21 protein-coding genes are annotated in these 21,555 nt (G+C 68.8%); 1 reads left to right on the top strand and 20 read right to left on the bottom strand.

All coding sequences use genetic code 11. The features are described 5' to 3' along the window. Positions 1 to 6: 6 nt before the first annotated feature. From B7G54_RS01810 to B7G54_RS01710, 19 genes are all read right to left on the bottom strand, one after another. On the bottom strand, positions 7 to 1,158 hold the full coding sequence (locus B7G54_RS01810; RefSeq protein WP_085037484.1) for an acetyl-CoA C-acetyltransferase: 1,152 nt from the start codon (positions 1,156 to 1,158) through the stop codon (positions 7 to 9). Then, positions 1,158 to 2,225 (bottom strand): acyl-CoA dehydrogenase family protein, encoded by a 1,068-nt coding sequence (locus B7G54_RS01805; RefSeq protein WP_085037483.1) that lies wholly within the window; start codon positions 2,223 to 2,225, stop codon positions 1,158 to 1,160. The genes B7G54_RS01810 and B7G54_RS01805 overlap by 1 nt, the downstream gene beginning before the upstream one ends. Before the next feature lie 35 nt (positions 2,226 to 2,260). After that, the gene (locus B7G54_RS01800; protein WP_085037482.1) at positions 2,261 to 3,430 is read right to left on the bottom strand and encodes an acyl-CoA dehydrogenase family protein; all 1,170 of its coding nucleotides are present in this window, start codon (positions 3,428 to 3,430) and stop codon (positions 2,261 to 2,263) included. Beyond that, positions 3,427 to 4,236, bottom strand: a complete 810-nt coding sequence (locus B7G54_RS01795) for an enoyl-CoA hydratase family protein (RefSeq protein WP_085037481.1) — start codon at positions 4,234 to 4,236, stop codon at positions 3,427 to 3,429. The genes B7G54_RS01800 and B7G54_RS01795 overlap by 4 nt, the downstream gene beginning before the upstream one ends. 25 nt (positions 4,237 to 4,261) lie before the next feature. Then, complete coding sequence (locus B7G54_RS01790) at positions 4,262 to 5,362, bottom strand: NAD(P)H-dependent flavin oxidoreductase (RefSeq protein ID WP_085037480.1); 1,101 nt, start codon at positions 5,360 to 5,362, stop codon at positions 4,262 to 4,264. Beyond that, on the bottom strand, positions 5,359 to 6,339 hold the full coding sequence (locus B7G54_RS01785) for an enoyl-CoA hydratase (protein WP_085037479.1): 981 nt from the start codon (positions 6,337 to 6,339) through the stop codon (positions 5,359 to 5,361). Before B7G54_RS01785 ends, B7G54_RS01790 begins: the two co-directional genes overlap by 4 nt. 8 nt (positions 6,340 to 6,347) lie before the next feature. After that, complete coding sequence (locus tag B7G54_RS01780; protein WP_085037478.1) at positions 6,348 to 7,145, bottom strand: CoA-transferase subunit beta; 798 nt, start codon at positions 7,143 to 7,145, stop codon at positions 6,348 to 6,350. A gap of 10 nt (positions 7,146 to 7,155) precedes the next feature. Further along, on the bottom strand, positions 7,156 to 8,049 hold the full coding sequence (locus B7G54_RS01775) for a CoA transferase subunit A (protein ID WP_085037477.1): 894 nt from the start codon (positions 8,047 to 8,049) through the stop codon (positions 7,156 to 7,158). 9 nt (positions 8,050 to 8,058) lie between these two features. Continuing rightward, positions 8,059 to 8,955 (bottom strand): VOC family protein, encoded by an 897-nt coding sequence (locus B7G54_RS01770; protein WP_085037476.1) that lies wholly within the window; start codon positions 8,953 to 8,955, stop codon positions 8,059 to 8,061. 190 nt (positions 8,956 to 9,145) lie between these two features. Further along, positions 9,146 to 9,562, bottom strand: coding sequence for a type II toxin-antitoxin system VapC family toxin (locus B7G54_RS01765; protein WP_244289238.1), 417 nt, complete (start codon positions 9,560 to 9,562; stop codon positions 9,146 to 9,148). Further along, positions 9,549 to 9,785: a FitA-like ribbon-helix-helix domain-containing protein gene (locus tag B7G54_RS01760; RefSeq protein WP_039351245.1), complete on the bottom strand. Its 237-nt coding sequence runs from the start codon at positions 9,783 to 9,785 to the stop codon at positions 9,549 to 9,551. The genes B7G54_RS01765 and B7G54_RS01760 overlap by 14 nt, the downstream gene beginning before the upstream one ends. Before the next feature lie 411 nt (positions 9,786 to 10,196). Further along, positions 10,197 to 10,874 (bottom strand): hypothetical protein, encoded by a 678-nt coding sequence (locus tag B7G54_RS01755; RefSeq protein WP_085037933.1) that lies wholly within the window; start codon positions 10,872 to 10,874, stop codon positions 10,197 to 10,199. A 790-nt stretch (positions 10,875 to 11,664) separates the two neighbouring features. Next, positions 11,665 to 12,438, bottom strand: a complete 774-nt coding sequence (locus B7G54_RS01745; protein WP_085037474.1) for an SDR family NAD(P)-dependent oxidoreductase — start codon at positions 12,436 to 12,438, stop codon at positions 11,665 to 11,667. 32 nt (positions 12,439 to 12,470) lie between these two features. Continuing rightward, on the bottom strand, positions 12,471 to 14,057 hold the full coding sequence (locus tag B7G54_RS01740; RefSeq protein WP_085037473.1) for a FadD3 family acyl-CoA ligase: 1,587 nt from the start codon (positions 14,055 to 14,057) through the stop codon (positions 12,471 to 12,473). 39 nt (positions 14,058 to 14,096) lie between these two features. Next, positions 14,097 to 15,143 carry a ferredoxin--NADP reductase gene (locus B7G54_RS01735; RefSeq protein ID WP_085037472.1) on the bottom strand — a complete coding sequence of 349 codons (1,047 nt, stop codon included), beginning with the start codon at positions 15,141 to 15,143 and terminating at the stop codon, positions 14,097 to 14,099. Positions 15,144 to 15,158: 15 nt separating this feature from the next. Beyond that, entirely contained in the window at positions 15,159 to 15,677 is a 519-nt protein-coding gene (locus tag B7G54_RS01730; RefSeq protein ID WP_085037932.1) for a flavin reductase family protein, read from the bottom strand. Further along, complete coding sequence (locus tag B7G54_RS01725; RefSeq protein WP_085037471.1) at positions 15,677 to 17,434, bottom strand: FAD-dependent oxidoreductase; 1,758 nt, start codon at positions 17,432 to 17,434, stop codon at positions 15,677 to 15,679. Before B7G54_RS01725 ends, B7G54_RS01730 begins: the two co-directional genes overlap by 1 nt. Positions 17,435 to 17,444: 10 nt before the next feature. Then, a complete protein-coding gene (locus tag B7G54_RS01720) occupies positions 17,445 to 18,638 on the bottom strand; it encodes an acyl-CoA dehydrogenase family protein (protein ID WP_085037470.1) in 1,194 nt (397 codons plus the stop codon). 163 nt (positions 18,639 to 18,801) lie between these two features. Further along, entirely contained in the window at positions 18,802 to 19,941 is a 1,140-nt protein-coding gene (locus B7G54_RS01710; RefSeq protein WP_085037469.1) for an LLM class flavin-dependent oxidoreductase, read from the bottom strand. A 258-nt stretch (positions 19,942 to 20,199) separates the two neighbouring features. Here B7G54_RS01710 and B7G54_RS01705 point away from each other — a divergent pair, with 258 nt between their 5' ends. Further along, positions 20,200 to 20,550: a VOC family protein gene (locus B7G54_RS01705; RefSeq protein WP_011355015.1), complete on the top strand. Its 351-nt coding sequence runs from the start codon at positions 20,200 to 20,202 to the stop codon at positions 20,548 to 20,550. Positions 20,551 to 20,601: 51 nt separating this feature from the next. Here B7G54_RS01705 and B7G54_RS01700 read toward each other — a convergent pair whose 3' ends face one another. Beyond that, positions 20,602 to 21,462: a LysR family transcriptional regulator gene (locus tag B7G54_RS01700; RefSeq protein WP_085037468.1), complete on the bottom strand. Its 861-nt coding sequence runs from the start codon at positions 21,460 to 21,462 to the stop codon at positions 20,602 to 20,604. Positions 21,463 to 21,555 lie beyond the last annotated feature (93 nt).

Below are 21,555 nucleotides of genomic sequence, written 5' to 3'. Positions count from 1 at the left end.
ACGCGCTCACAGGCGCTCGATGATCGTGACGTTCGCGAGGCCGCCGCCTTCGCACATCGTCTGCAGCCCGTAGCGGCCGCCCGTGCGTTCCAGTTCGTGCAGCAGCGTCGTCATCAGCCGCGCACCGGTCGCGCCGAGCGGATGGCCGAGCGCGATGCCGCCGCCGTTCGGGTTGGTCCTTTCGTGCGGGAAACGCGTGTCGGCGAGCCATGCCAGTGCAACCGATGCGAATGCCTCGTTCATCTCGACGACGTCGATCTGCGACCAGTCGAGGCCGGCCTTCCCGAGCGCGGCCTTGGTCGCCGGAATCGGCGCGGTGAGCATCCACAGCGGATCGTCGCCGAGCACGCTCAGGTGATGGATGCGTGCGCGCGGCGTGAGCCCGTAGCGCTTCAACGCATCCTCCGACACGATCAGCAGCGCCGCGGCCGCATCGCAGGTCTGGCTCGCGACGGCTGCCGTCAGCGAACCGCCCGGCGTGAGCGGTTCGAGCGTCGCCATTTTTTCGAGCGACGTGTCGTGGCGCGGCGTCTCGTCGTGCATCACGCCTGCGAGCGGCACGATTTCCCGCTTGAAATGCCCGGCCTCGATGGCCGCAACCGCGCGGCGGTGGCTTTCGAGCGCATAGCGCTCCATCGCGTCGCGCGACAGGTTCCAGTGATCGGCGATCCGCTGCGCGGCGACGAACTGCGACACCGGCGCATCGCCGAAGCGCGCACGCCAGCCGGCGCTGCCCGAGAACGGGTCGTTGAAGCCGAGCGGCGCCGCGCAAGTCATCGCGGACGAGATCGGGATCTGCGTCATCGTCTGCACGCCGCCTGCCACCACCACGTCCTGCACGCCGCTCATCACGGCCTGCGCAGCAAAGTGGACGGCCTGCTGCGACGAGCCGCACTGGCGATCGACCGTCACGCCCGGCACCTGCAGCGGCAACCCGGCCGCGAGCCAGCAGGTGCGCGCGATGTTGCCCGCGAGCGGGCCGATCGTGTCGACGCAGCCGAACACCACGTCGTCGTATTCGTCGGCGGGAATCGCATTGCGTTCGACGAGCGTCTTCAGCACGAAGCCGCCGAGGTCCGCCGCATGCACGTGCGCGAGCCCGCCCTTGCGGCGGCCGGTCGGTGTGCGCAGCGCGTCGACGATATAGGCTTGTTTCATCAGTTGGATTCCTCGAGGTCGAAGGTCTGCGCGGGGCCGATCGGCAACGCGTCGCCGAGGATCGCGTCGGCCACGCGGGCCTTGTGGAACGCGCTGTCGCCCCAGCTGCCGGAAAGCGCCCAGATGCGTTTCATGAAGATCTGCAGGTCGAGTTCCCACGTGTAGCCGATCGCGCCGTGCACCTGCATCGAATGGCGTGCGGCGAGCTGTGCGGCGGCGGTGGCCGCGAGTTTCGCGTGCGACACGAACACCGCGCGCTGCGGGTGATCGTCGGCGATCGCCTGCGCGGCGCGCGCGACCACCGGCCGCGCGAACTCGTAGTGGATCGCGACATCCGCGAGCAGATGCTTGAGCGCCTGGTACGAGCCGATCGCCTTGCCGAACTGCTTGCGCTGCGCGCTGTAGTCGATCGCGACGTCGAGCACGCGCTGCGTCAGGCCAAGCAACTGCGCGGCCACCGCGAACGCGCCGTGGTCGAGCGCGCGGTTCAGCAGCGGCGCGGCTTCGTCGGCGCTCGCGATGCGGGTGGCCGCCGACGGCTCCCAGTCGAGCGTGAACAGGCGCCGCGACGGGTCGACGCTGTCGACCGCGCGCCATGCGCACTGCGCGGGATCGACGCGGTGCAGCTCGCCGCGGTGCTCGCACAGGAGTGTCTGCGCGACGTGAACGTCGGCCGCATATGGGTTCACCGGATGCACGAGCGCGACGCGCGCGCGCCCTTCGGCGATGTCGCGCAGCAGCGCGTCGCGCCAGCCGCTCGCCGGCAGCCGCGCGAGCACGCCGGCCGACACGAGCGCCGTGTCGAGCAGCGGCTCGGGGCTGCCGAAATAACCGTAGGCCTGCGCGAGCAGCGCCCATTCCGCCTCGGTCAGGCCGAGGCCGCCATCCGCCTCGGGCACCGACACGGCCGTCAGCCCCTGCGACGCAAACAGCGCCCACAGGTCGTCCGAGCGCCCGGTCGGCGTGGCCCAGAGCTCGCGGATCAGCTCGGGCGTCATCTCGGTCATCAGCAGGCGCTTCACGCTGTCCGCGAGCGCTTCCTGGTCTTCATCGAATACGAAATCCATACGATGTCCGTTCTGTAAGGGTGGCGCCGGCGCGCTTACGCGCGCGGCATGCCGAGCATCCGTTCGGCGACGATGTTGCGCTGGATCTCGTTGGTGCCCGCGTAGATCGTGCCGGCCTGCGCGAACAGGAAACCGTCGAGCCAGTGGCCAAGCGCCGCGTGCTGCGCGGCCGTCTGCGGGACGACCTCGCCGTGCGCGCCGAGGATGTCGAGCGCGGTCTGGTGCATGCGCAGGTCGAGTTCCGACCAGAACACCTTGTTGGTGCTCGACTCCGCGCCGATATGGCCGCCCTTCAGCAGCCGGCTCGCGGTCGCGTAGGTCGACAGCGCATAGGCCTGCGCATCCATCCACGCCTGCACCACGCGCTCGCGCAGCGTCGGGTCGCGGTCGGCACTGTCGCGGTGTGCGAGATACAGGTCGCGCAGCGCCTGCGCGGTGCGCTGGAACCGTGCCGGCGAACGCAGCATCAGCCCGCGCTCGAAGCCGGCCGTCGCCATCGCGACCTGCCAGCCCGCGCCTTCGGCCGCGAGCCGGTTCTCGACCGGCACGCGCACGTCGTCGAAGAAGATCTCCGCGAAACCGGTTTGCCCGTTCAGCTGGCGGATCGGCCGCACCGTGATGCCCGGCGCGGACAGCGGCACCATCAGGAATGTGAGCCCGTGGTGGCGCGACGATTCGGGATCGCTGCGGAACAGGCCGAACAGCCAGTCGGCCCACACCGCGCGTGTCGACCAGATCTTCTGGCCGTTCAGCACGTATTCGTCGCCGATGCGGGCGGCCGTCGTGCGGATCGCGGCCATGTCGGAACCTGCATTCGGCTCCGACCAGCCCTGCGCCCACACGTGTTCGCCGGCCGCCATCGCGGGCAGGAAGCGCGCTTTCTGCTCCGCGGTGCCGAAATCCATCAGCGTCGGGCCGAGCAGGAAGATGCCGTTCTGGTTCACGCGCATCGGCGCATCGGCACGCCAGTACTCTTCCTCGAAGATCAGCCACTCGATCAGGTCGCAGCCGCGCCCGCCCAGCTCGCGCGGCCACGTGACCATGCTCCAGCGGCCCGAGTGCAGCGTGCGCTCCCATTCGCGGTGCGCGGCGAAGCCTTCCCCGGTATCGAAGCTCGGCAGCCGCTCGCGCGGCACGTGCGCGGCGAGCCATTCGCGGATCTCCGCGCGGAACGCCTGCTGTTGCGGCGTATAGGTCAGGTTCATGCGCGTGCCTCCTCGGCGGTTGCCGGCGCGTCGAAACGCGCGTCGCGCTTCTCGACGAACGCAGCGCGCGCTTCCGTCGAGTCGTTCGTCATGTACGCCTGCAGCGTGAAGCCTTGCTCCCAGCGGTACTTGCCCTCGAGATCGCCGTCCTCGACGCCGTTCAGCGCCTCCTTCGCGAGCCGCACCATCGCCGGGCTCTTCGCCGCGATCTTGCGGGCGATCGCCAGCGCCGCGTCGCGCAGCGTGTCGCGCGTCGCGACCTGCTCGACCGCGCCGAGCCGGTACGCTTCGGCCGCGTCGATCATGTCGCCGGTGAAATACATCGCACGCACCTTCTGCACGCCGAACAGCCGCTGCAGATGCGCACCGCCGCCCATCGCGCCACGGTCGATCTCGGGCACGCCGAAGCGCGCACAGTCGGCCGCAACGACGATGTCCGCCGCGCCGCAGATGCCGATCCCGCCGCCGAGCACGAAACCGTGCACGGCCGCGATCACCGGCTTCGGGTTGCGGTGCACCGCGCGAAACGTCTCGTAGTTGCCCGCGTTGACTGCCACGATCCGCTCCGGATGCGCAGCCAGTTCCTTGATGTCGACGCCCGCGCAGAAGCCGCGGCCTTCGCCGCGCACGACGATCACGCGCACGTCGTCGTCCTCGCCGAGCGCGTCGAGCGCGCGAGAGAGCGCGTGCCAGCCCTGCGCGTCGAGCGCGTTCACGGGCGGATGGGCGATCACCAGTTCGGCGATGCCGTCGGCGCGATCGATCCGGAACGGCGTCGCGCCGGCCGGCTGGGTGGATGCTGTCATGTCCGTTGCCTCCCTGTGATTGTGTTCACGCGGCCTGTGCTGCCGGCGCGCCGCGCAGCGCGGCCAGTGCGTCGAGCCGCTCGCTCGCTTCCACGACGATCCGCGCGATCAATGCATCGCACGATTCGATCGCGCCGATCATCGCGGCCGCCTGGCCGCTCGGCAGCACGCCTTCATCCGGGCGGCCCTCGACGATCGCGCGCTGGATCAGGAACGGCGCGTTCGCGGCCATCAACGTCTGGCTCGCGGTGTAGTCGTGCGAGCGCAGCGCCTTGATCGCGAGGCCGAGCATGTCGCCCGTGCTCAGCCCGTTCTGGCGCCGCCACGCTTCGGCGGTCTTCAACGCAAACCACGTGCGGCGCAGCGGGCCGAAGCGTTCGAGCTTCAGCAGGTACGGGTTGTCGATCATCCGTTGCGGCAGCCCGTCGAGCGCATCCGACACGCGGATCCGCGCCGGGTCGCCGACCGCGACATAGCGGTCGAGCGTCTCGCGCGGCACCGGCGATTCGGCGCTCATCAGGAAGCGCGTGCCCATCGCGATGCCGGCCGCGCCGTACGCGAGCGCGGCAGCCAGCCCGCGCCCGTCGAAGAACCCGCCGGCCGCGACCACCGGCACCCGCACCGCGTCGAGCACCTTCGGCAGCAGCAGCGTGGTCGGCACCGAGCCCGTGTGGCCGCCGCCTTCCGCGCCCTGCACGGTGACGATATCGGCGCCAAGTTCGACCGCCTTCGCCGCGTGCTTCGGCGCGCCGACGGTCGGCATGCAGACGATGCCGGCATCCTTGAAGCGGCGGATCGTCTTCGCATCGGGCCCGCGGCCGTAGCTCACCGCGCGCAGCTTGTGCTCGATCGCCAGCTCGACGACCTGCTGCGCGTTCTTCTGGAACATGTGGAAGTTGATGCCGAACGGCTGGCCGGTCAGCGACTTCACCTTCAGGATCTCGGCCTCGACCTGCTCGGGTTCGAGCGTCGCGCCGGCCAGGAAGCCGAAGCCGCCGGCATTGCTCGTGGCCGCGACGAGCCGCGCGTCGGCCACCCAGCCCATCGCGGTCTGCACGATCGGATAGCGACAGCCGAGCAGGTCGCAGAGCGGCGTATGCAGCGTGCGTTGATGCGTCGTGCTCATACGGCGGCTCCGTTCACGGCGGCCGGCTTGAGCACGTCCAGCGCAGGCGCGGCCGACGAAGTGCCATTGACGGACACGGCCGCGCCACTGCCCGCCGTCTGTGCCTCCGCGCCGTTCGGTTGACGCTGCGAACTGGCCATGCTGCGTGCGTCGTAGCCGCCGAGGCGATCGCCGCTCACCAATTCGTTGTGTGCATGCGCGAAGTGATGCCACGCGAATGCCGCGTCCATCGCCGCACGCTTGCCCTGCAGTTCCTCGACATGGTTCAGCGCCTGCTTGGTCAGCGTGAGCCCGAGGCGCGGCATCGTCGCGATCTTCGCGGCGATCGCGTAGGTCGCGTCGTGCAGCCGCTCGCGCGGCACCACGCGGTTGACCATCCCCATCTGGTACGCGCGCTCGGCCGGCATCCGCTCGCCGAGGAACAGGAACTCCTTCGCGATACGCGGGTTCAGCTCGTACGCATGCGCGAAATACTCGACGCCCGGAATGCCCATCCGCACGACCGGATCGGCGAAGAACGCATCCTCCGACGCGACGATCAGGTCGCACACCCACGCGAGCATCAGCCCGCCGGCGATGCAGGCACCCTGCACCATCGCGATCGTCGGCTTCGGCAAATCGCGCCAGCGCCGGCACATCCCGAGATACACCTCCTGCTCGCGCGCATAGAGGAATTCGCCGCCTTCCTTGTCGGCGTGGTCGTACCACAGCGACGCGCGGTCGAACGACTCGTGGATGTCGCGGCCCGGCGTGCCAATGTCGTGGCCCGCCGAGAAATGCTTGCCGGCGCCCGCGAGCACGATCGCCTTCACCGCGTCGTCGTGTGCGGCGCGCCGGAACGCCGCGTCGAGCGCATACGTCATCTTCGAGTTCTGCGCGTTGTGATACTCGGGGCGGTTCATCGTGATCGTCGCGATGCCGCCGTCAACCGCGTAGCCGACGACACCGTCGCCGAAGGTCACCTGGGTCGCTTCCATGTCGGACCTCATCCCCGGCGCGGCGCCGGATTGTTGCGCACGATCGTCGCGCGCAGGTTGTGCGGATCGAGCGCGCGCACGATGCGCAGGTCTTCCGCGTTCGGCGCGGCCGTCGTGCCGAGGTCCGGCGCAGCGACCAGCGGGAAGCCCGTCGCGTCCTGCACCTCGTCGAAGCTCACGCCCGGATGCAGCGAACGCACGCGGATTGCGTGGTCCGGGCCGCCGAAATCCATCACGCACAGATCGGTGACGATGCAGCGCAGGTCGACGAAGGTCTTCATGCCGGGCAGCCGGCGCGCCGGGTTGTAGCCGACCGTGCACACCATGTCGACTTCGCCGTCGACGAACGTGCGTTTGCCGTGGCCGCTGACGAAGAACGAGTTCGCATGGTTCGTCGAGTTGCCGGGGAAGCCGCGTGCGCCGAGCAGTTGTGTCTTTGGCCGCGCGTAGTCGTCGCCGAGCCACGAGATGTTGGCCTGGCCGAAACGGTCGATCTGCGTCGGCATCACGAGCGCATGGCGACGGCCGTGCCACAGGCAGTCGAACACGCGCTCGTAGGTCATCCAGCCGCTCGCCTTCACGCGATAGCCGTCGGGGCGCGAGCCGAGCGGCACCGGCTCCTCGACGAGATACGCTTCGCCGTCGGTCAGCATCAGCCCGTTGTTGTACGCAAGCCGTGCGAGGCCGGCCGCGAGCCGCGGGCCCGTGCCGATGCCGGTCGCCAGCACTTCGCCGTCGTCGCGCCAGAGTCGCGCGGACGCGACGATCATCAGTTCCGCGAGGGAATGGTCGAGAGATTCGCTCACAGGCGCTCCTTTACAGAATCGGCAACGGCAGCGTTGTCACATGCGACAGGCCGCCGACGCCTTCGAGGTACTGGCGTTCGTCCTGGCCGACCACGTCGCGCAGGTATGCCGCCGTCTTCGTATCGTCTTCCGCGCTCGCGCAGTACGCGCGCAGGTGCGGCAGGTCCCAGCCATAGGCCGGCCCGCACGACGTCGGGTGCGCGCCGCCCGGCGCATGCACGACGCCGGTGACGAGCGAGCGCTCGAACGGGTTGCGTTTGGCGGCGTCGAGGTCTTCGCTCGCGAGCGACGCGTCGACCGTTTCCGCCGACACATAGCAACGCTTCGCGGCACGCGCCATCCACGCATCGAAGAACGGATCGGGGCCGTCGATGCGCGTGTTGCCCATCCGGTCGGCCGCGTTCACGTGCAGCAGCGCGACGTCGAGTTCGATCGCGGGCATCGCGAGCAGCATTTCGCCGTCGTCGTACGGCGATCTCACCGTGCGCAGTTCCGGCGCGTGATCGAGCAGCGCGGTGCCGAGCCCGGCACGGGTCGGCAGGAACGGCAGGCGGGCGGCAGCCGCGCGCAGGCCGAGCTGCAGCATCCCTTCGTCGAGTTCGAGCACGTCGACGCGGCCCTGCTCGCGAGCCCGGCGGAAATGCGGTTCGAGCGGAATCACGTCGAGCGACACGAAGCCGAACACCACCTTGCGCACCTTGCCGGCCGCGCACAGCAGGCCGACATCGGCGCCGCCGTACGCGACCACCGTCAGGTCCTTCAGGTTCGAGCGCGCGATCTCGCGCACCAGTGCCATCGGCTTGCGCCGGGGCCCCCATCCACCGATGCCGATCGTCATGCCGTCGGCGAGTTGCGCGACCACGTCGCGCGCGGACATCGTCTTGTCGAGAGGTTTCATCGTCATCGTGCTGGCTTACCGGTATCCGATGCTGAAATCGTGGCCCCACTGGCTCACCTGGGTGGCCTCGAACACCGCGTGCTTCGACCAGTCGACCGTGAGGCCGCCGAAGCCGTATTCGAGATCGAAGCCGCCGGGGGTCTTCATGTAGAAAGAGATCATCTGGTCGTTGCAGTGACGGCCGAGCGTCGCCGACAGCTTCACGTCGTGCGCGGCCACGCGGTCGAGCGCGCGGCCGACTTCGTCCATCGAATCGACTTCGGCCATCACGTGCACGCAGCCCGACGGCACGGCCATCTCGAACAGCGCGAGGCTGTGATGGCGTGCGTTGCGGCAGTGCATGAAATGGATGCGCTTCTCGGGTTCCGCCGGATCGGGCGTGAACTTCACGCGATAGATGTCGGACAGCTCGAAGCCGAGCACGCCACGCACGAATGCGTCGGTCGCGTCGAACTGCGGCGCGGGCAGCACTGCGTGGCCGAGCCCCATGTCGCCGGTAATGAAGTGCGAGACGCCCAGCGGCGACACGAAGCGGCGGAAGTCGCAGCGCGCGCCCCAGTACAGTTCGTGGCGGTTGCCGGACGGGTCGGTGCACCATGCCATTGCCTGCACGCGGCGCAGCGCGGCTTCGTCGCGGGTGGCGCGCACCGGCTCGACGCCCGCACGCTGCAGTGCCGCAAGCGCGGCGTCGAACGCGGCGCCGTCGGGCAGTTCCCAGCCCGACGCGAAATAGCGGTCGATCGAGCCGGGGACGATCACGTAGCGGAAATCGCGCTCGTCCATCTTCAGGTACAGCGCGCCGTCGGGCGCGTCGAGCGCCTGCATGCCCAGCACGTCTTCCGCGTAGCGGCGCCACGCATCGACGCGCGTCGCCTCGACGACGACATAGCCAAGCGCACGGACATCGATCATGTCGGCCTCCTCCTGGTTCAGAATCCGTTGTTCGTGAAAGGATTCTGGCCGGTCGGGGGTGGTGTTACATCGTCTGTTGGGACGAGAGGCGGCGGGGAAATCAAGCGACGCGGGAAGCCCGGCCGGAGGGACCGAGCGTGCGGGAGGAGACGGGGAGCCGGTGCAAGTTGCCGCGGCGCGGCAACCCGGATCAGTCGAACGGGTTCAGCAACCTGACACCGGTGCGCGCGAAATCCGCGACGTTGCGCGTCACCACGGTGAGATCGTTGATCAGCGCAGTGGCCGCGATCAGCTTGTCGAGTTCGTGCGTCGGATCGGGCACGCGCAAATGCCCCCACATCTGGCTGATCTCGATGTCGGCCGACAGGATATTCGGTGCATAGCCGGACAGGATCGTCGCCATCCATGCCTCGAGCGCCGACGCCTGCGAATGATCGCCGCGATGACGGATCAGGTCGACGCCGCGGCGAAGTTCAGCAACCGTCACGACGGACAGGTAAAGCGGGCTTGCGTCCGCCGCTGCCTGCCTGAAGAACGCCCGCACGCCACGGTTGGTTCGCTTGCCCTTCCTGATTTCGCTGATGACGTTCGTATCAATCAAATACACGCCTGGCCTCGCCCGAATCCTGAACACGTTGAAAATCCGCGTCGTCGCCAACATCAGGCATGCTCATCAGCACTTGTGCAAAGGTCTTTCGCTTCGGCCGGCCGAGCGCATCGGCCAGAATGGCCCGATGTTCGGCCTCGGCACTCCTGCCATTTGCCGCCGCCTGCTCGCGCAGGCTCTGAACGATACTGTCATCCACGTTACGCACCAGTAGATTTGCCATGATTCCCTCCATCCAGGTTGATATCAATGATAGCGCCATGACCGCAAATTGCAATCATTGCTATCATCGCCATTGACGGAAGGAGGACGGTGGTTGGCGTCGGCGAACGGCAGCGGGCCGCATGAATCCTGTCGGCATGCGCCGCTCGCCCGACACGTCGAATTGCTGCCTGCAAGGTAAGCCGGATCGGAACGGCGGAAAAGACAGCCAATCGGCCATTCACCGCTGAACGGCCTGCGCGGGCGCGCCCCGATCGAAGCGGGGCGACTGCAGTCACCGCCGCCGTGCACGATGCTCGCGACGGTGCTCGCGACGCTCGTCAGCCGGCGCCCGTGCCAACACCCGTTGTCACGCCCGTATCGGCGCTACCGGCAATCCCCCGCCCGGCACACTTCACGACAGCCCGGCCGCTCAGAACCGATACGAAATCCCGATCTGCAAAACCGGATACCACCGATAGCGCGACATCACCTGCCGCAGCGAATCCAGCCCGCTCGCGGCCAGGATCTGGCTCTTCGCCGGCCCCGCCGCGGCCGCCAGTTCCGGCGACAGCGTGTACGAACATTTCGGTATCCCGTACGCCACGCCGAGGTCGGCGACGAATCCCAGCCCTTTCGACGCCGGCCGATGCCCGTAGCCGATCCCGAAGTACGGCATCACGGTCGGATAGCGCGCTTCCGCCACCGCATACATCCCCGGCATCGCCGGAAAGCGCTTGCCGCCGAACACATAGGTGCCATTGGTCGGCACCGATACGCCGCGGAGCGTGTCATCGTTGAAACGCAGGCCGAGCGTCGCCCGGAAGCCGCTCCCTCGCCACGGAAAGATGTCCGCGTACAGGCCGCCCTGGCGCAGCTTCAGGTCGTCCTGATAGCGATTGCCGGCCACCGTGAAGTCATGCGAAAGATCGATCGCATTGAAGTCCGCGTGCGCGCCCAGCATCGAATTGAAGCTCACGGCCGCGCCGATGCCGACGCCCTGCGTGCCGCCCTGCAGGTAGATTTCCTGCGCATGCGCGCTCGCGGCGCACATCACCGCGACCGCGGCCCATTGGTTCACCGTCATTTTCACGGGCGCCTCCCCCGACATGTGCCGGGTGCGCCTCGCCACCGCATGCGGCCTGCGCCGCCCTGCGTGATGCGAACCCCGGCACGACACCTTGCAAGCACGCTTGCTGTTCGACGGATCGGGCACGCGTTGCCCCGTGCGCATGACCGATACGACATGCGCGGCATATACGCCGCTCCAGGCGGCGCCCACGGCCCGATCCGATTCCCCGTTTGTTTCGATGTCGTTGCATGCCGTCGATGCGTCCATCGTTCTTGCACGTTTCGTTTGCACCGGCGGCACCGGGTCAACCGCAAAGCGCATGCCATGCGGCGCAAACCGAAGCGGGACAAGCGTCACCGCAAAACACGGGCGCTTACGCGGGTTGTAATCGGAGGAAATGTTTCAGGAACGCATCGTTATTCGGCAGACGAGGCCGGGGCACGCGATCCGATGTGTCGGCATCGATGCCGCAACGCGCGTCGAACGAGACGGGACGGCCTTCAGCGCTTGAGAGTCGTCGTTGCCATCAAGGGTGTGCGGCGCAATGCATTGAAGAATGCGTTGCAAGGATGTGACCTCGCGCCGGTCGAGCGCGAGGCCGATGCACGATCGCGCGTGGCGATGCAGGGTGAATACCGATGCGTGCGCATGCATCTTGTCCGCGTTGCGCACCGGGCGCGTTATGCAAGCCGAAGCGATTGTCGAGAACCGATCGGCATGTCGACCGGCATCGTCGACGATCTGACGAGGGAGTTAAGGCGGGCGATGTCAGCGCCGATGACGACCGGCGCTCGAGCGCGCTCGCCCGAACAGGCTTTTCTGCACCCCGCTACAACCCATATCCCCCGGAAACATTCAACTGCTGCCCCGTAATGTAATTGGCCCGGTCCGACGCCAGAAACACCGCCGCCCGCCCGACATCGTGCGCCTTCCCCCAGCGCTTGAGCGCGAGCATCTTCTGCGTCTCGTCGATCCACGTCTGGTCGAACTGCCCCTGTTCGAGCAGCACCGGAAACATCCCGGCCTCGATCACGCCAACCAGGATCGAATTCGCGCGAATGTCGTAACGTCCCTCCTCGCGTGCCAGCCCCTTGACCAGCGCCTCGTTCGCCGCCTTCGGCGCGACCGACAGCCCGTCGCGGTCGGGCCAGCGCAGGTGCCCGGCCGACCCGAGCGTCACGAACGATCCGCCGCCCGACGCGCGGAAGTGCGGCAACGCGGCCTTCGCTGCCGCGAAAAAGCCGATCGTCTCGACGTCGATCGCGCGGCGCCAGTCGTCGTGCGTCATGTCGCCGATATGGCGCTGGTTCACGAACGGCCCGGCCGCCCAGACGACCGTATGCACACGGCCATGCACGTCGATCGCCGCCGCGAGCGCGGCGTCGACCTGTGCGGAATCGGTCACGTCGACGCAGTGCGTGCTGGCCGCGACACCTTCGCCGCGAATGTCGCGCGCGACACGCTCGGCAACATCGGCCTTGCTGCGGTAGCCCACCGCGACCGGCACGCCGGCACGCGCAAACTCGAGCGCGACACCCTGCCCGATCCCGCCGCTGCCGCCGAATACCAGCACCGCGCCCTGCGGAAACCCGTTGTCGTTCATGCGTTCATCCCGCTCGTGTGATGCGGCTGCACTCAGGCTGCCGCCTCGGTCCCCGCCCGCAGGCGGTACTTCAGCACCTTCCCCGCGGCACTCGTCGGCAGCTGCTCGACGAACGTGAAATGCCGCGGCACCTTGTAGTTCGCCATGTTGCGGCGGGCCCAGTCGTTCAGTTCGTCGGCGTCGGCATGCGCGCCCGGCCGCAGCACGACATACGCGTGCCCGACCTCCCCGAGCCGCGTATCGGGCACGCCGACCAGCGCAACCTGTGCGATCGCCGGATGCGCGGCGAGCAGCCGCTCGATCTCGGCCGGATAGCAGTTGAAGCCGCCGACGATGAACATGTCCTTGATGCGATCGGTGATCTTCAGGTTGCCGTTCGCGTCGACGCAGCCGAGATCGCCCGTATGCAGCCAGCCATCGGCATCGACGGTCTCGCGCGTCGCGTCCGGCAGGTTGAAGTAGCCGCGCATCACGTTGTAGCCGCGCACCCAGATCTCGCCGGTCTCGTCCGGCCCGAGCGCCTCGCCCCCCGCCCCCGCGATGCGCAATTCGACATCGGGCATCGGCCGGCCGGACGTACAGGCAACCGTTTCCGCTTCGTCGCCCCGACGGCACAGCGTCGCGAAGCCGCACGATTCGGTCAGCCCGTAGCCGGTCAGCACCGTCTCGAAGCCGAGCTCCGCGCGCATCCGCTCGATCAGGCTCGGCGCGATCGCCGCTGCGCCCGTCACCGCGATCCGCAACGACGACAGGTCGCGCGTCGCGCGGTCGGGCGCGTCGAGCAGCGCGTAATACAGCGTCGGCGGCCCGGGCAGCACCGACACGCGATCGTCGGCAACGCGCCGCAGCACGTCGTCCGGCTGGAACACGAGATGCGGCAGCACGGTCGCGCCGCTCGACAGCGCGGCGAGCCAGCCGGCCTTGTAGCCGAACGTGTGGAAGAACGGATTGACGATCAGGTAGCGGTCGTCGGCGCGCACGCCGGCAATCGCCGCCCACGCCTGCGCGGCGCGCAGGTTCTGGCCGTGCGCGGTCATCACGCCCTTCGGCCGGCCCGTCGTGCCGGACGTGAACATCAGGTCCATCACGGTGTCGGGCGTCACCTGTGCCTCGCGTTCGCGCACCGCGGCCAGCGGCACCCCGGCGCCGCGTGCGAGGAACGCGTTCCAGGTCTCGTCGCACGCGCTTGAAGGCGGCTCGCCGTCGAACACGACGACGCGCTCGAGCGTCGCGGGCCGGTGCGGCGCGAGCATCGCCGGATAGGATTCGCCGAGGAAGGTGCCGCAGCAGAACAGCAGCCGTGCGCCGCCGTCGTGCAGGATGCCGCCCACCTCCATCCCCTTCATCCGTGTATTGACCGGCACGAGGATTGCACCGACGGTGTGGATCGCCAGCGCCGCGACGATCCATTGCGGCAGGTTCGGCGCCCAGATCGCTATGCGGTCGCCGGCCTCGATGCCGCTTGCGAGCAGCGCGCGGGCCGCGTCGAGCCGTGCCGCGTCGAGTTCCGCGTAGGTCAGCCGGCCATGCGCCGACTCGATCGCCGGATGCGCGCCGTGGCGCGCGGCTGCCCGTGCGATCAGCGCGGGCGTGGTGAGGATTTCGTTGTCCATCGTCATAGATCAGGGTGGCCGTGCGCGCCGCCGGCGCGCCGCGGCTCAGTCGGGAAACACCACGCGCAGCGCATCGCTCGCGGGCCGGGCGCAACAGGCGAGCGTCCAGCCGGCCGCGATTTCGTCGTCGTCGAGCACGTGGTTGCTGTCGAGCGCGACCGCGCCGCGCTCGATCCGGCACATGCACGCGCCGCATTGCCCCATCCGGCAGGAATTCGGCGCCGGCACGCCTGCGCGCAGCATCGCGTCGAGCAGCGTTTCGCCGGGGGCGCTGTCGAATGCGAACGCGTCGCCGTCGAGCACCGTCTCGATCGCCGCGCCGTCGCCCGATGCAGCCGCCGCCGCTGCGCTTGACGCCGCCGTATCGGCCTGCGCCGGCGCATCGGGCAGCGACGCGAACCGCTCGACGTGCACGCGCGCGCGCGGCAGCCCGAGGCCGAGCATCGCGGCCAGCGCGTTCTCCATGAACAGCGCGGGCCCGCAGATGAACGTCTCCTGCCGGCTGAACGGCCGCGCGAGTTCCTCGAGATGGCGCTGCTGCGGGATGCCCTGCACGCTGTCGAGCCAGTGGATCACGCGCACACGGCCCGGATGGCGCTGCGCGAGCTGCTGCAGCTCGTCGCGGAAAATCACCGAGCGTTCGTCGCGGTTCGCATAGACCAGCGTCAGCATCCCGCGCCCGTGCACGAGCGCCGATTTCAGGATCGACAGCACGGGCGTGATGCCGCTGCCGCCCGCGAACAGCAGCAGGTCGCCGTCGAGCGTGCGCGGCGTGAACACGCCGGCCGGCGGCAGCACGTCGAGCGTGTCGCCCGCCTGCACGCGGTCGCACAGCCAGTTCGACGCCCGGCCGTCGCGCACGCGCTTGACGGTGATCTTCGGCGCAGCGTCGATGCCGGGCGCGCTCGACAGCGAATAGCAGCGCGCGACGGTTGCGTCCGCGCACGGCACGTTCAGCGTCAGGAACTGCCCGGGCCGGTACGCGAATGCGTCGCGCAACGCGGCCGGCACGTCGAACACGAACGAGCATGCATCGTCGCTTTCGGCAATCACTTCGGCAACGGTCAGCCGATGGAAGCGCGAATCGCTCATGGCCGGCTCCTCACGTCACGCGGCCGCACGGGCCACCGGTGCGCCGGGCGTCGTATAGGCACCGTCGAGATAGACGAGCGGATCGACGTCGCCGCTCATCAGCACCTCGCGGATGCGCCCGATGAACACCGTATGCGTGCCGTACTCGAAGCGGCCGTCCTGCTCGCACACGAGGCTCGCCTGCGCGTCGCGCAGATACGGGACACCGTGCGGCGACGTATGCCAGTCGCCGGTCGTGAAGCGCGCCTCGCCCTTCAGCCGGCCGCTGCAGTCGATCGCAATGCCTTCGTGGGCGGCCGACAACACGTTCACGCAGAATCCGGCGCCCGCGTCGAGCGGCGGATACAGCGACGCGGTGCGGTTGATGCAGATCAGCAGCGACGGCGGATCGGTCGACAGCGAATCGACCGCCGTCGCGGACATCGAGTAGCGCCGGCCGTCGTGCGCGCTGCTGATGACCGTGACGGAGCGCGCGAGGCGGCGCATCGCGAGCAGCATGTCGGTGCGCAGCGGATGGGTGGTGAGATCGCTCATCATTGGACTCCGTCAAGTTCAGTCGTGGATGGCCGGGCTGGCCGGCCGCCGGCGTCGGCCGCCTGCGCGGCCAGGTGGTCGGCGGCGAGATACCCGAAGGTCATCGCCGGGCCGAGCGTCGAGCCCGCGCCGGGGTAGCTCGCGCCCATCATCGATGCACTGGTGTTGCCGATCGCGTAGAGGCCGTCGATCGGCTCGCCGTCGGCGCGCAGCACGCGGGCGTGCACGTCGGTGACGAGCCCGCCCTTCGTGCCGATGTCGCCCGCGTCGATCCGCACCGCGTAGAACGGCGCCTGGTCGACCGGCCCGAGGCACGGGTTCGGCTTGTTCTGCGGATCGCCGTAGTACGTGTCGAACAGGTTGTCACCCTTGCCGAATGCTTCGTCGATCCCGGTGACCGCATAGCGCGCCATGTCGCGCAGCGTGCCGTGCAGGCCGGCCGCGTCGACGCCGATGCGTGCGGCCAGCGCGTCGATCGTGTCGGCCTTCACGATCACGTCCCGGAACGCGGCCGGAATCCGCGAATCGGGCATCATCGACGCGGGCATGATCGGCCCGCACGGATACTTGCGGCGAAACCGCGCGTCGAACACCATCCATGCGGGCACGCTCGCGCCGGTGCGCGCGTGGTCGCGATACATTGCCGGCACGAATTCGGAATACGGTGCGGCTTCGTTGACGAAGCGCTTGCCGCGGCTATTGACGATCACGCAGCCCGGCAGGTTGCGTTCGACGAACAGCGCGCGCTGCTTTTCCTCTCCGGCGACTCCGACCGTCGGCGCGCCCCACACATGCTCCATCAGCGCCAGCGCGCCGCCGAGCCGATGGCCTTCGGCGATCGCGTCGCCGGTGTTGGCGGGCGGCGTCGCACTCCACTGCGCCTGCGTCGGCTGCGGCAGGTAGCGCTCGCGCATCGGCTGGTTGCGCTCGAAGCCGCCCGCGCCGAGGATCACGCCGCGCCGCGCGGCGATCGTCACGGGCTGCCCGAAGCGCTGCGCACGCACGCCCGTCACGCGGCCGTCCACGTCGAGCAGGTCGCGCATCGGCGTATCGAGCCACACGGGCACGTTGCGGTCGAGCAGCGCACGGCGCAGCCCGCCGATCAGCGCATTGCCGAGCGTCAGGCGCCGGTCGCGCCGCGTACGGCGGCGCATCCCGATATCGAGCCAGTAGCGGCCGAACTGCGCGATCGCGAGCTTCATGAAGCCGGGCCCGCGCGAGAACAGCGTGTGCGCTTCCTTCGACGTCACCGCGACGCGCCCGCCGATCAGCGTGCCGGGCGACGGCGGCCGCAGCCGGTCGAACTCGTCGCCGAGCAGCCCGCCGTCGAACGGCAGCGGATCGAGCGCGCGATAGCCCGGCATCGCGCCCGGCACCTTCTGGAAATAGTCCGCGTACTTCGGCAGCGACTGGTAACGCACGGGCGTCTTCGATTCCAGGTAGCGCAGCATCTCCGGCGCGCGGTCGAGATACGTATCGAGCTTCTCGGGTGTCGATGCGCCGGCCACGCAGGCTTCGATGTAGCCGCGCGCGGCCGCGCGCGAATCGGTCGCGCCCAGTTCGGCGATATGGTGGTTGCACGGCACCCAGATGCCGCCGCCTGAAACAGCCGACGTGCCGCCGTACAGCGCCGTCTTCTCGATCACGACGACGGACAGGCCGCGGTCGGCCGCGCGGCACGCCGCGAGCAGCGCGCCCGCGCCCGAACCGACGACCACCACGTCGAACACGTATTGCTGTGCTTGAGGGTCGTTCATCGCGGCCTCGTCAAATGAAGAAGTCGGTGTTCTCGCGGCCGAGCATCACGGCGCCGAGGTTCTGGCCGAAACGGTCCACGTTGTTCGCGTAGTGCGCACGGGCCGCATGCAGGTCGAGGAAGCGGCGCACCAGCGGGTTGCGGTGATAGATGCCGTTGCCGCCCGCGTAGCGCAGCAGCGCGTTCGCGGCCTGCGCGCAGCGTTCGGCGACCTGGGCGGACTGGTAGCGGAAATGCACGCGGCGCTCGATCGACACGGCCGGGCCGCCGGTGACCGACGCCATCAGTTCCGCGAAATTGCGCTTGAGCAGCACTTTCATCTCGTCGATCGCGACGGCCGCGTTCGCGCACGCGTTCTGCGCGCCCGGATCGTCGGTCGTCTTCGCGCCGCTGTTGGCCGACACGCGCGTGGCCGCATAACCGGTGAAATCGTCGAGCGCCCCCTGCAGCGCACCGATGCACGACGTGCACACGGCACGCACGAAGATCTGCGCGAACGGCAGCTTGAACAGCGGCGCGTCGTTGACGGCGAGGCCCGGGCTCGTGCCCATCATCCCGTCGATTGCCTTGTGCGTGCGGTATGCGGGCACGAACACGTCGTCGACGACGATGTCGTGGCTGCCCGTCGCGCGCAGGCCGAGCACGTCCCAGTCCTGCTGAATCCGGTAATCGGATTTCGGCAGCAGGAAGGTGCGGTATTCGGGCGGCTGGCCGGCTTCGGCCGGCGGCACCAATGCGCCGAGGAACACCCATTCGCACAGTTCGCTGCCGCTCGAGAACTTCCAGTGGCCCGACAGGCGAAAACCGCCGTCGACCGGGCTCACGCGGCCGACCGGCATGTAGGTCGACGCAATCAGCGTCGCCGGGTCCTTGCCCCACACGTCCTGCTGCGCGCGTTCGTCGAACAGCGCGAGCTGCCAGTTGTGCACGCCGACGACGCCATACACCCACGCCGTCGACATGCAGCCGCGCGCAAGCGCCATCTGGATGTCGAAGAAGGCCTGCGGATCGAGCTCGTAGCCGCCGTAGCGTTTCGGCTGCAGCACCTTGAAGAAGCCCGCGGCCTGCATGTCGGCGATCGTCTCGGCCGGGATGCGGCCCTGCGCTTCCGCCTGCGCGGCGCGGCCGGCCAGCGTCGGCGCCAGCGCCTCGGCCCGGGCGATCAGCGTGGCGGCCAGTGCGTTCGAATCGTTGTCGCGATGCACGAATGTCTCCTGTGAAGCGGGTGATGCGCCGCGGCGCCTGCCCCGCTCTCGTTCAAAGTTGTTCGGCGCGGCCTGGCCGCGGGCGATGCTCGCCATCGTCGATGGTCGGCTTCGCGCGACCGCGCCGCATCGTCCGACCGGACGACGGGCGCGGCCCGGTGCATCACGCGCAGGCGCGCGCCTTCTCGTTGTTGAAGAACGGGATCACGTGTTCGCCGATGTTGCGGATCGTCTCCATCTGCGCTTCATGCGGCACCGTGCCCATCTGGCACAGGAACAGCACTTCGTCGACGCCCGCTTCCTGCAGGCGGCCGACATAGCCGATGCAATCGTCCACCGTGCCGTACGCGTGGTTCGGGTTCATCATCGCGAGCGCCGGATCGGCGAAGTTCACGACGACTTCCTCCGATGCAAAGCGCGAGCGGATCACCATCTCGCCGCTCTCGGCCTGCACGAGATCGTCGCCCCACTTCGCCGGGTCCGGACGCTCGCCGCCCGTGTACCAGTACGCGAGCGATTCCATGAAATAGCGCTGGCCGCGGATGCCGATCTTGCGGGCGGCCTGGCCGTCGGCCATCACGACCGTCGGGCACAGTGCCGCGAGGTGCTGGGTCGGGCGGAAGCCGACCTGGTCTTCCGGCTTGCGGTTCGCCCAGGCTTCGCGATACACGGCGTTCTTCTTCGCGACTTCGTCCGGGCCGCCGAAACCGAGCACCAGCGCGCCCATCCCGCGCTGGCCGGCACGCAGCAGCGCGTCGGTGTTGGTGCACGCGAGGTACATCGGCGGGTGCGGATCCTGGAACGGCTTCGGGTGGATCGGGCGCTTTGGAATCTTGATGTACTTGCCGTCGTGCTCGATCTCGTCCTGCACGAACATCTTCGGCACGAGGTACATCGATTCGTCGATCATCGGCTGCAGTTCGTTGAGGTCGTAGCCGAACGCGCCGGCTTCCTGCTGGCTGCCGCCCTTGCCGACGCCGAAATGCACACGGCCGCCGGACAGGATGTCGAGCAGCGCGACGCGCTCGGCGACCTTGATCGGGTGGTTCATCGCGGGCGGCAGGCACACGACGCCGTGGCCGAGGCCGATGCGCGTCGTGCGGCCGGCCAGGTACGCAAGGAAGGTTTCCGGCGCGCTCATGTGCGCATAGTTGGTCAGCGACGTGTGCTCCACGCACCAGATCGTGTCGAAGCCGACCTGCTCGGCGAGCAGCGCCTGTTCGACCGTCTCCTTGAATACCCGGTGGTCGCCCTCGCGCGATGCGTCGGTAGTCTGGGCTTCGTAGATGAGGGAAAACTTCATTGCGTGCGTCTCCATGTATGTTGGACGAGTCCGGGTCGTGCAGCCCGCCCGCACGATACGGACGAAGCGCGACGGTCCACGATTGGGAGTGTCGGCGCGCGGACGGACGCGGGCATCGTCTGTTCGGAGTACCGGCGCGCCTGCGGGGACAGAGGGGTTTCACCGTCATCCGATCGGACTGCGTGAGCGCGCGAACGGCGCGCTAGCATCGAACGGCGGCACGTTGCGCTCGCCGACCAACGACAAGGGAGAGAGGGAATGAAGGTATCGATGCTGCTGTATCCGGTCGACGACATCGACACGGCGCTGCCGCTGTTCGTCGACGGGCTGGGCCTGAACGTGAAGTTCCGCGACGGCGACCGCTATTGCGCGCTCGACGGCGGCCCGCTGACGATCGCGCTGGTCGCGGGCGACGAGCAGATCGTCGAGCGCGCGGCGCTCACGCTGCGCGTCGACGAGGACGACGACCTGTATGCGGCGATGGCGCGGGTCGTGAAGGCCGGCGCGTCGGTGCGCGTGCCCGTGCAGGCCGGGCCGCACGAATACCGCGCAGTGCTGGAGGACAAGAACGGTGCGCTGCTCGTGATTTCGCAGAAACGGGCCGCGTGACAGCGCGCCGCGCGGGTGCTGGATGCGGGTGCCGCCCGCGCGGCGAGCCAGTTACGCATCCGCGCCCGGCGTGCTCAGGTCGCTCGCTTCCAGCAATTCGAGCAGCGTGCGCGCTGGCTGGCTGAGCCGCTTCGCGGCCAGCGCGATGAACTCGATGTCGGGCAGCACGGGCAGCGCGCCGCCATTGACCAGCGGCGCAAGCCCGCGCGTCGACAGATAGTGCGACGTCGCGGTCAGGCCGAGCCCGGCGCGCGCGGCCGCGATGCAGCCCGGCTGGCTGCTGCTCGAACACACGACTTCCCAGCCGATCCCCTTCTCCGCAAGCGCGTTCAGGACGATCGAGCGCGTGACGCTCGGCTCGGCGACCAGCACGAGCGGCAGCGGCCGCTCCGGATCGACGACGGTGCCGGGCCGCGCGACCCATTCGAGCCGCGTGCGCAAGAGCGGCGTGCCGCGCCGCTCGCCGAGCCGCCGCTTGCCGATCATCAGGTCGAGCGCGCCCGCGTCCAGCCCTTCGCAGAGCCGGCTCGTCATGCCGGTGGTGATCTCCAGGGCGACGTCCGGGTGCGCAGCGCGAAACCCGGCGAGCACATCCGGCAGCGCGACGAGCGCAAGATCGTCCGGCGCGCCGAGCCGTACCAGCCCCTGCAGCCGCGGCTTGCGGAACTGCGATTCCGCGCGGTTCAGCGCCTGCAGGATCACGTTCGCGTGCACGAGCAGCGCCTCGCCGTCGGCCGTCATCGCGATCGAATGCGTATCGCGCACGAACAGCCGCCGGCCGACGCTCTCCTCGAGGCGCCGGATGTGTTCGCTGACGCTCGACTGGTTGAGCCCGAGCTGCCGGCCCGCTTCGGTGAAGCTGCGGCAGTTCGTGACGGTCGCGAACGTCTTGAGCCAGACGGGATTGAGCATCCCGCATTGTCATCGACGTTGCCGATGACAGTCAACGCCTTGAGGCGGCTTCCCGATGACCATCGGAATCGGTACCATCGTGCGCTTGAGAAT

The sequence above is a fragment of the Burkholderia puraquae genome (assembly GCF_002099195.1).
GTDB classification, from domain to species: Bacteria; Pseudomonadota; Gammaproteobacteria; order Burkholderiales; family Burkholderiaceae; genus Burkholderia; species Burkholderia puraquae.
The sequence above is the reverse complement of the archived record's forward strand: the minus strand, read 5'-3'. Positions and strand labels throughout refer to the sequence as shown.

Excerpts from the sequence above, each read along its gene's own strand:
- B7G54_RS01810 (WP_085037484.1), bottom strand. The coding sequence starts at position 1,158 with ATGAAACAAGCCTATATCGTCGACGCGCTGCGCACACCGACCGGCCGC.
- B7G54_RS01805 (WP_085037483.1), bottom strand. The coding sequence starts at position 2,225 with ATGGATTTCGTATTCGATGAAGACCAGGAAGCGCTCGCGGACAGCGTG.
- B7G54_RS01800 (WP_085037482.1), bottom strand. The coding sequence starts at position 3,430 with ATGAACCTGACCTATACGCCGCAACAGCAGGCGTTCCGCGCGGAGATC.
- B7G54_RS01795 (WP_085037481.1), bottom strand. The coding sequence starts at position 4,236 with ATGACAGCATCCACCCAGCCGGCCGGCGCGACGCCGTTCCGGATCGAT.
- B7G54_RS01790 (WP_085037480.1), bottom strand. The coding sequence starts at position 5,362 with ATGAGCACGACGCATCAACGCACGCTGCATACGCCGCTCTGCGACCTG.
- B7G54_RS01785 (WP_085037479.1), bottom strand. The coding sequence starts at position 6,339 with ATGGAAGCGACCCAGGTGACCTTCGGCGACGGTGTCGTCGGCTACGCG.
- B7G54_RS01775 (WP_085037477.1), bottom strand. The coding sequence starts at position 8,049 with ATGACGATGAAACCTCTCGACAAGACGATGTCCGCGCGCGACGTGGTC.
- B7G54_RS01770 (WP_085037476.1), bottom strand. The coding sequence starts at position 8,955 with ATGATCGATGTCCGTGCGCTTGGCTATGTCGTCGTCGAGGCGACGCGC.
- B7G54_RS01760 (WP_039351245.1), bottom strand. The coding sequence starts at position 9,785 with ATGGCAAATCTACTGGTGCGTAACGTGGATGACAGTATCGTTCAGAGC.
- B7G54_RS01755 (WP_085037933.1), bottom strand. The coding sequence starts at position 10,874 with ATGTCGGGGGAGGCGCCCGTGAAAATGACGGTGAACCAATGGGCCGCG.
- B7G54_RS01745 (WP_085037474.1), bottom strand. The coding sequence starts at position 12,438 with ATGAACGACAACGGGTTTCCGCAGGGCGCGGTGCTGGTATTCGGCGGC.
- B7G54_RS01740 (WP_085037473.1), bottom strand. The coding sequence starts at position 14,057 with ATGACGATGGACAACGAAATCCTCACCACGCCCGCGCTGATCGCACGG.
- B7G54_RS01735 (WP_085037472.1), bottom strand. The coding sequence starts at position 15,143 with ATGAGCGATTCGCGCTTCCATCGGCTGACCGTTGCCGAAGTGATTGCC.
- B7G54_RS01730 (WP_085037932.1), bottom strand. The coding sequence starts at position 15,677 with ATGAGCGATCTCACCACCCATCCGCTGCGCACCGACATGCTGCTCGCG.
- B7G54_RS01725 (WP_085037471.1), bottom strand. The coding sequence starts at position 17,434 with ATGAACGACCCTCAAGCACAGCAATACGTGTTCGACGTGGTGGTCGTC.
- B7G54_RS01710 (WP_085037469.1), bottom strand. The coding sequence starts at position 19,941 with ATGAAGTTTTCCCTCATCTACGAAGCCCAGACTACCGACGCATCGCGC.
- B7G54_RS01705 (WP_011355015.1), top strand. The coding sequence starts at position 20,200 with ATGAAGGTATCGATGCTGCTGTATCCGGTCGACGACATCGACACGGCG.
- B7G54_RS01700 (WP_085037468.1), bottom strand. The coding sequence starts at position 21,462 with ATGCTCAATCCCGTCTGGCTCAAGACGTTCGCGACCGTCACGAACTGC.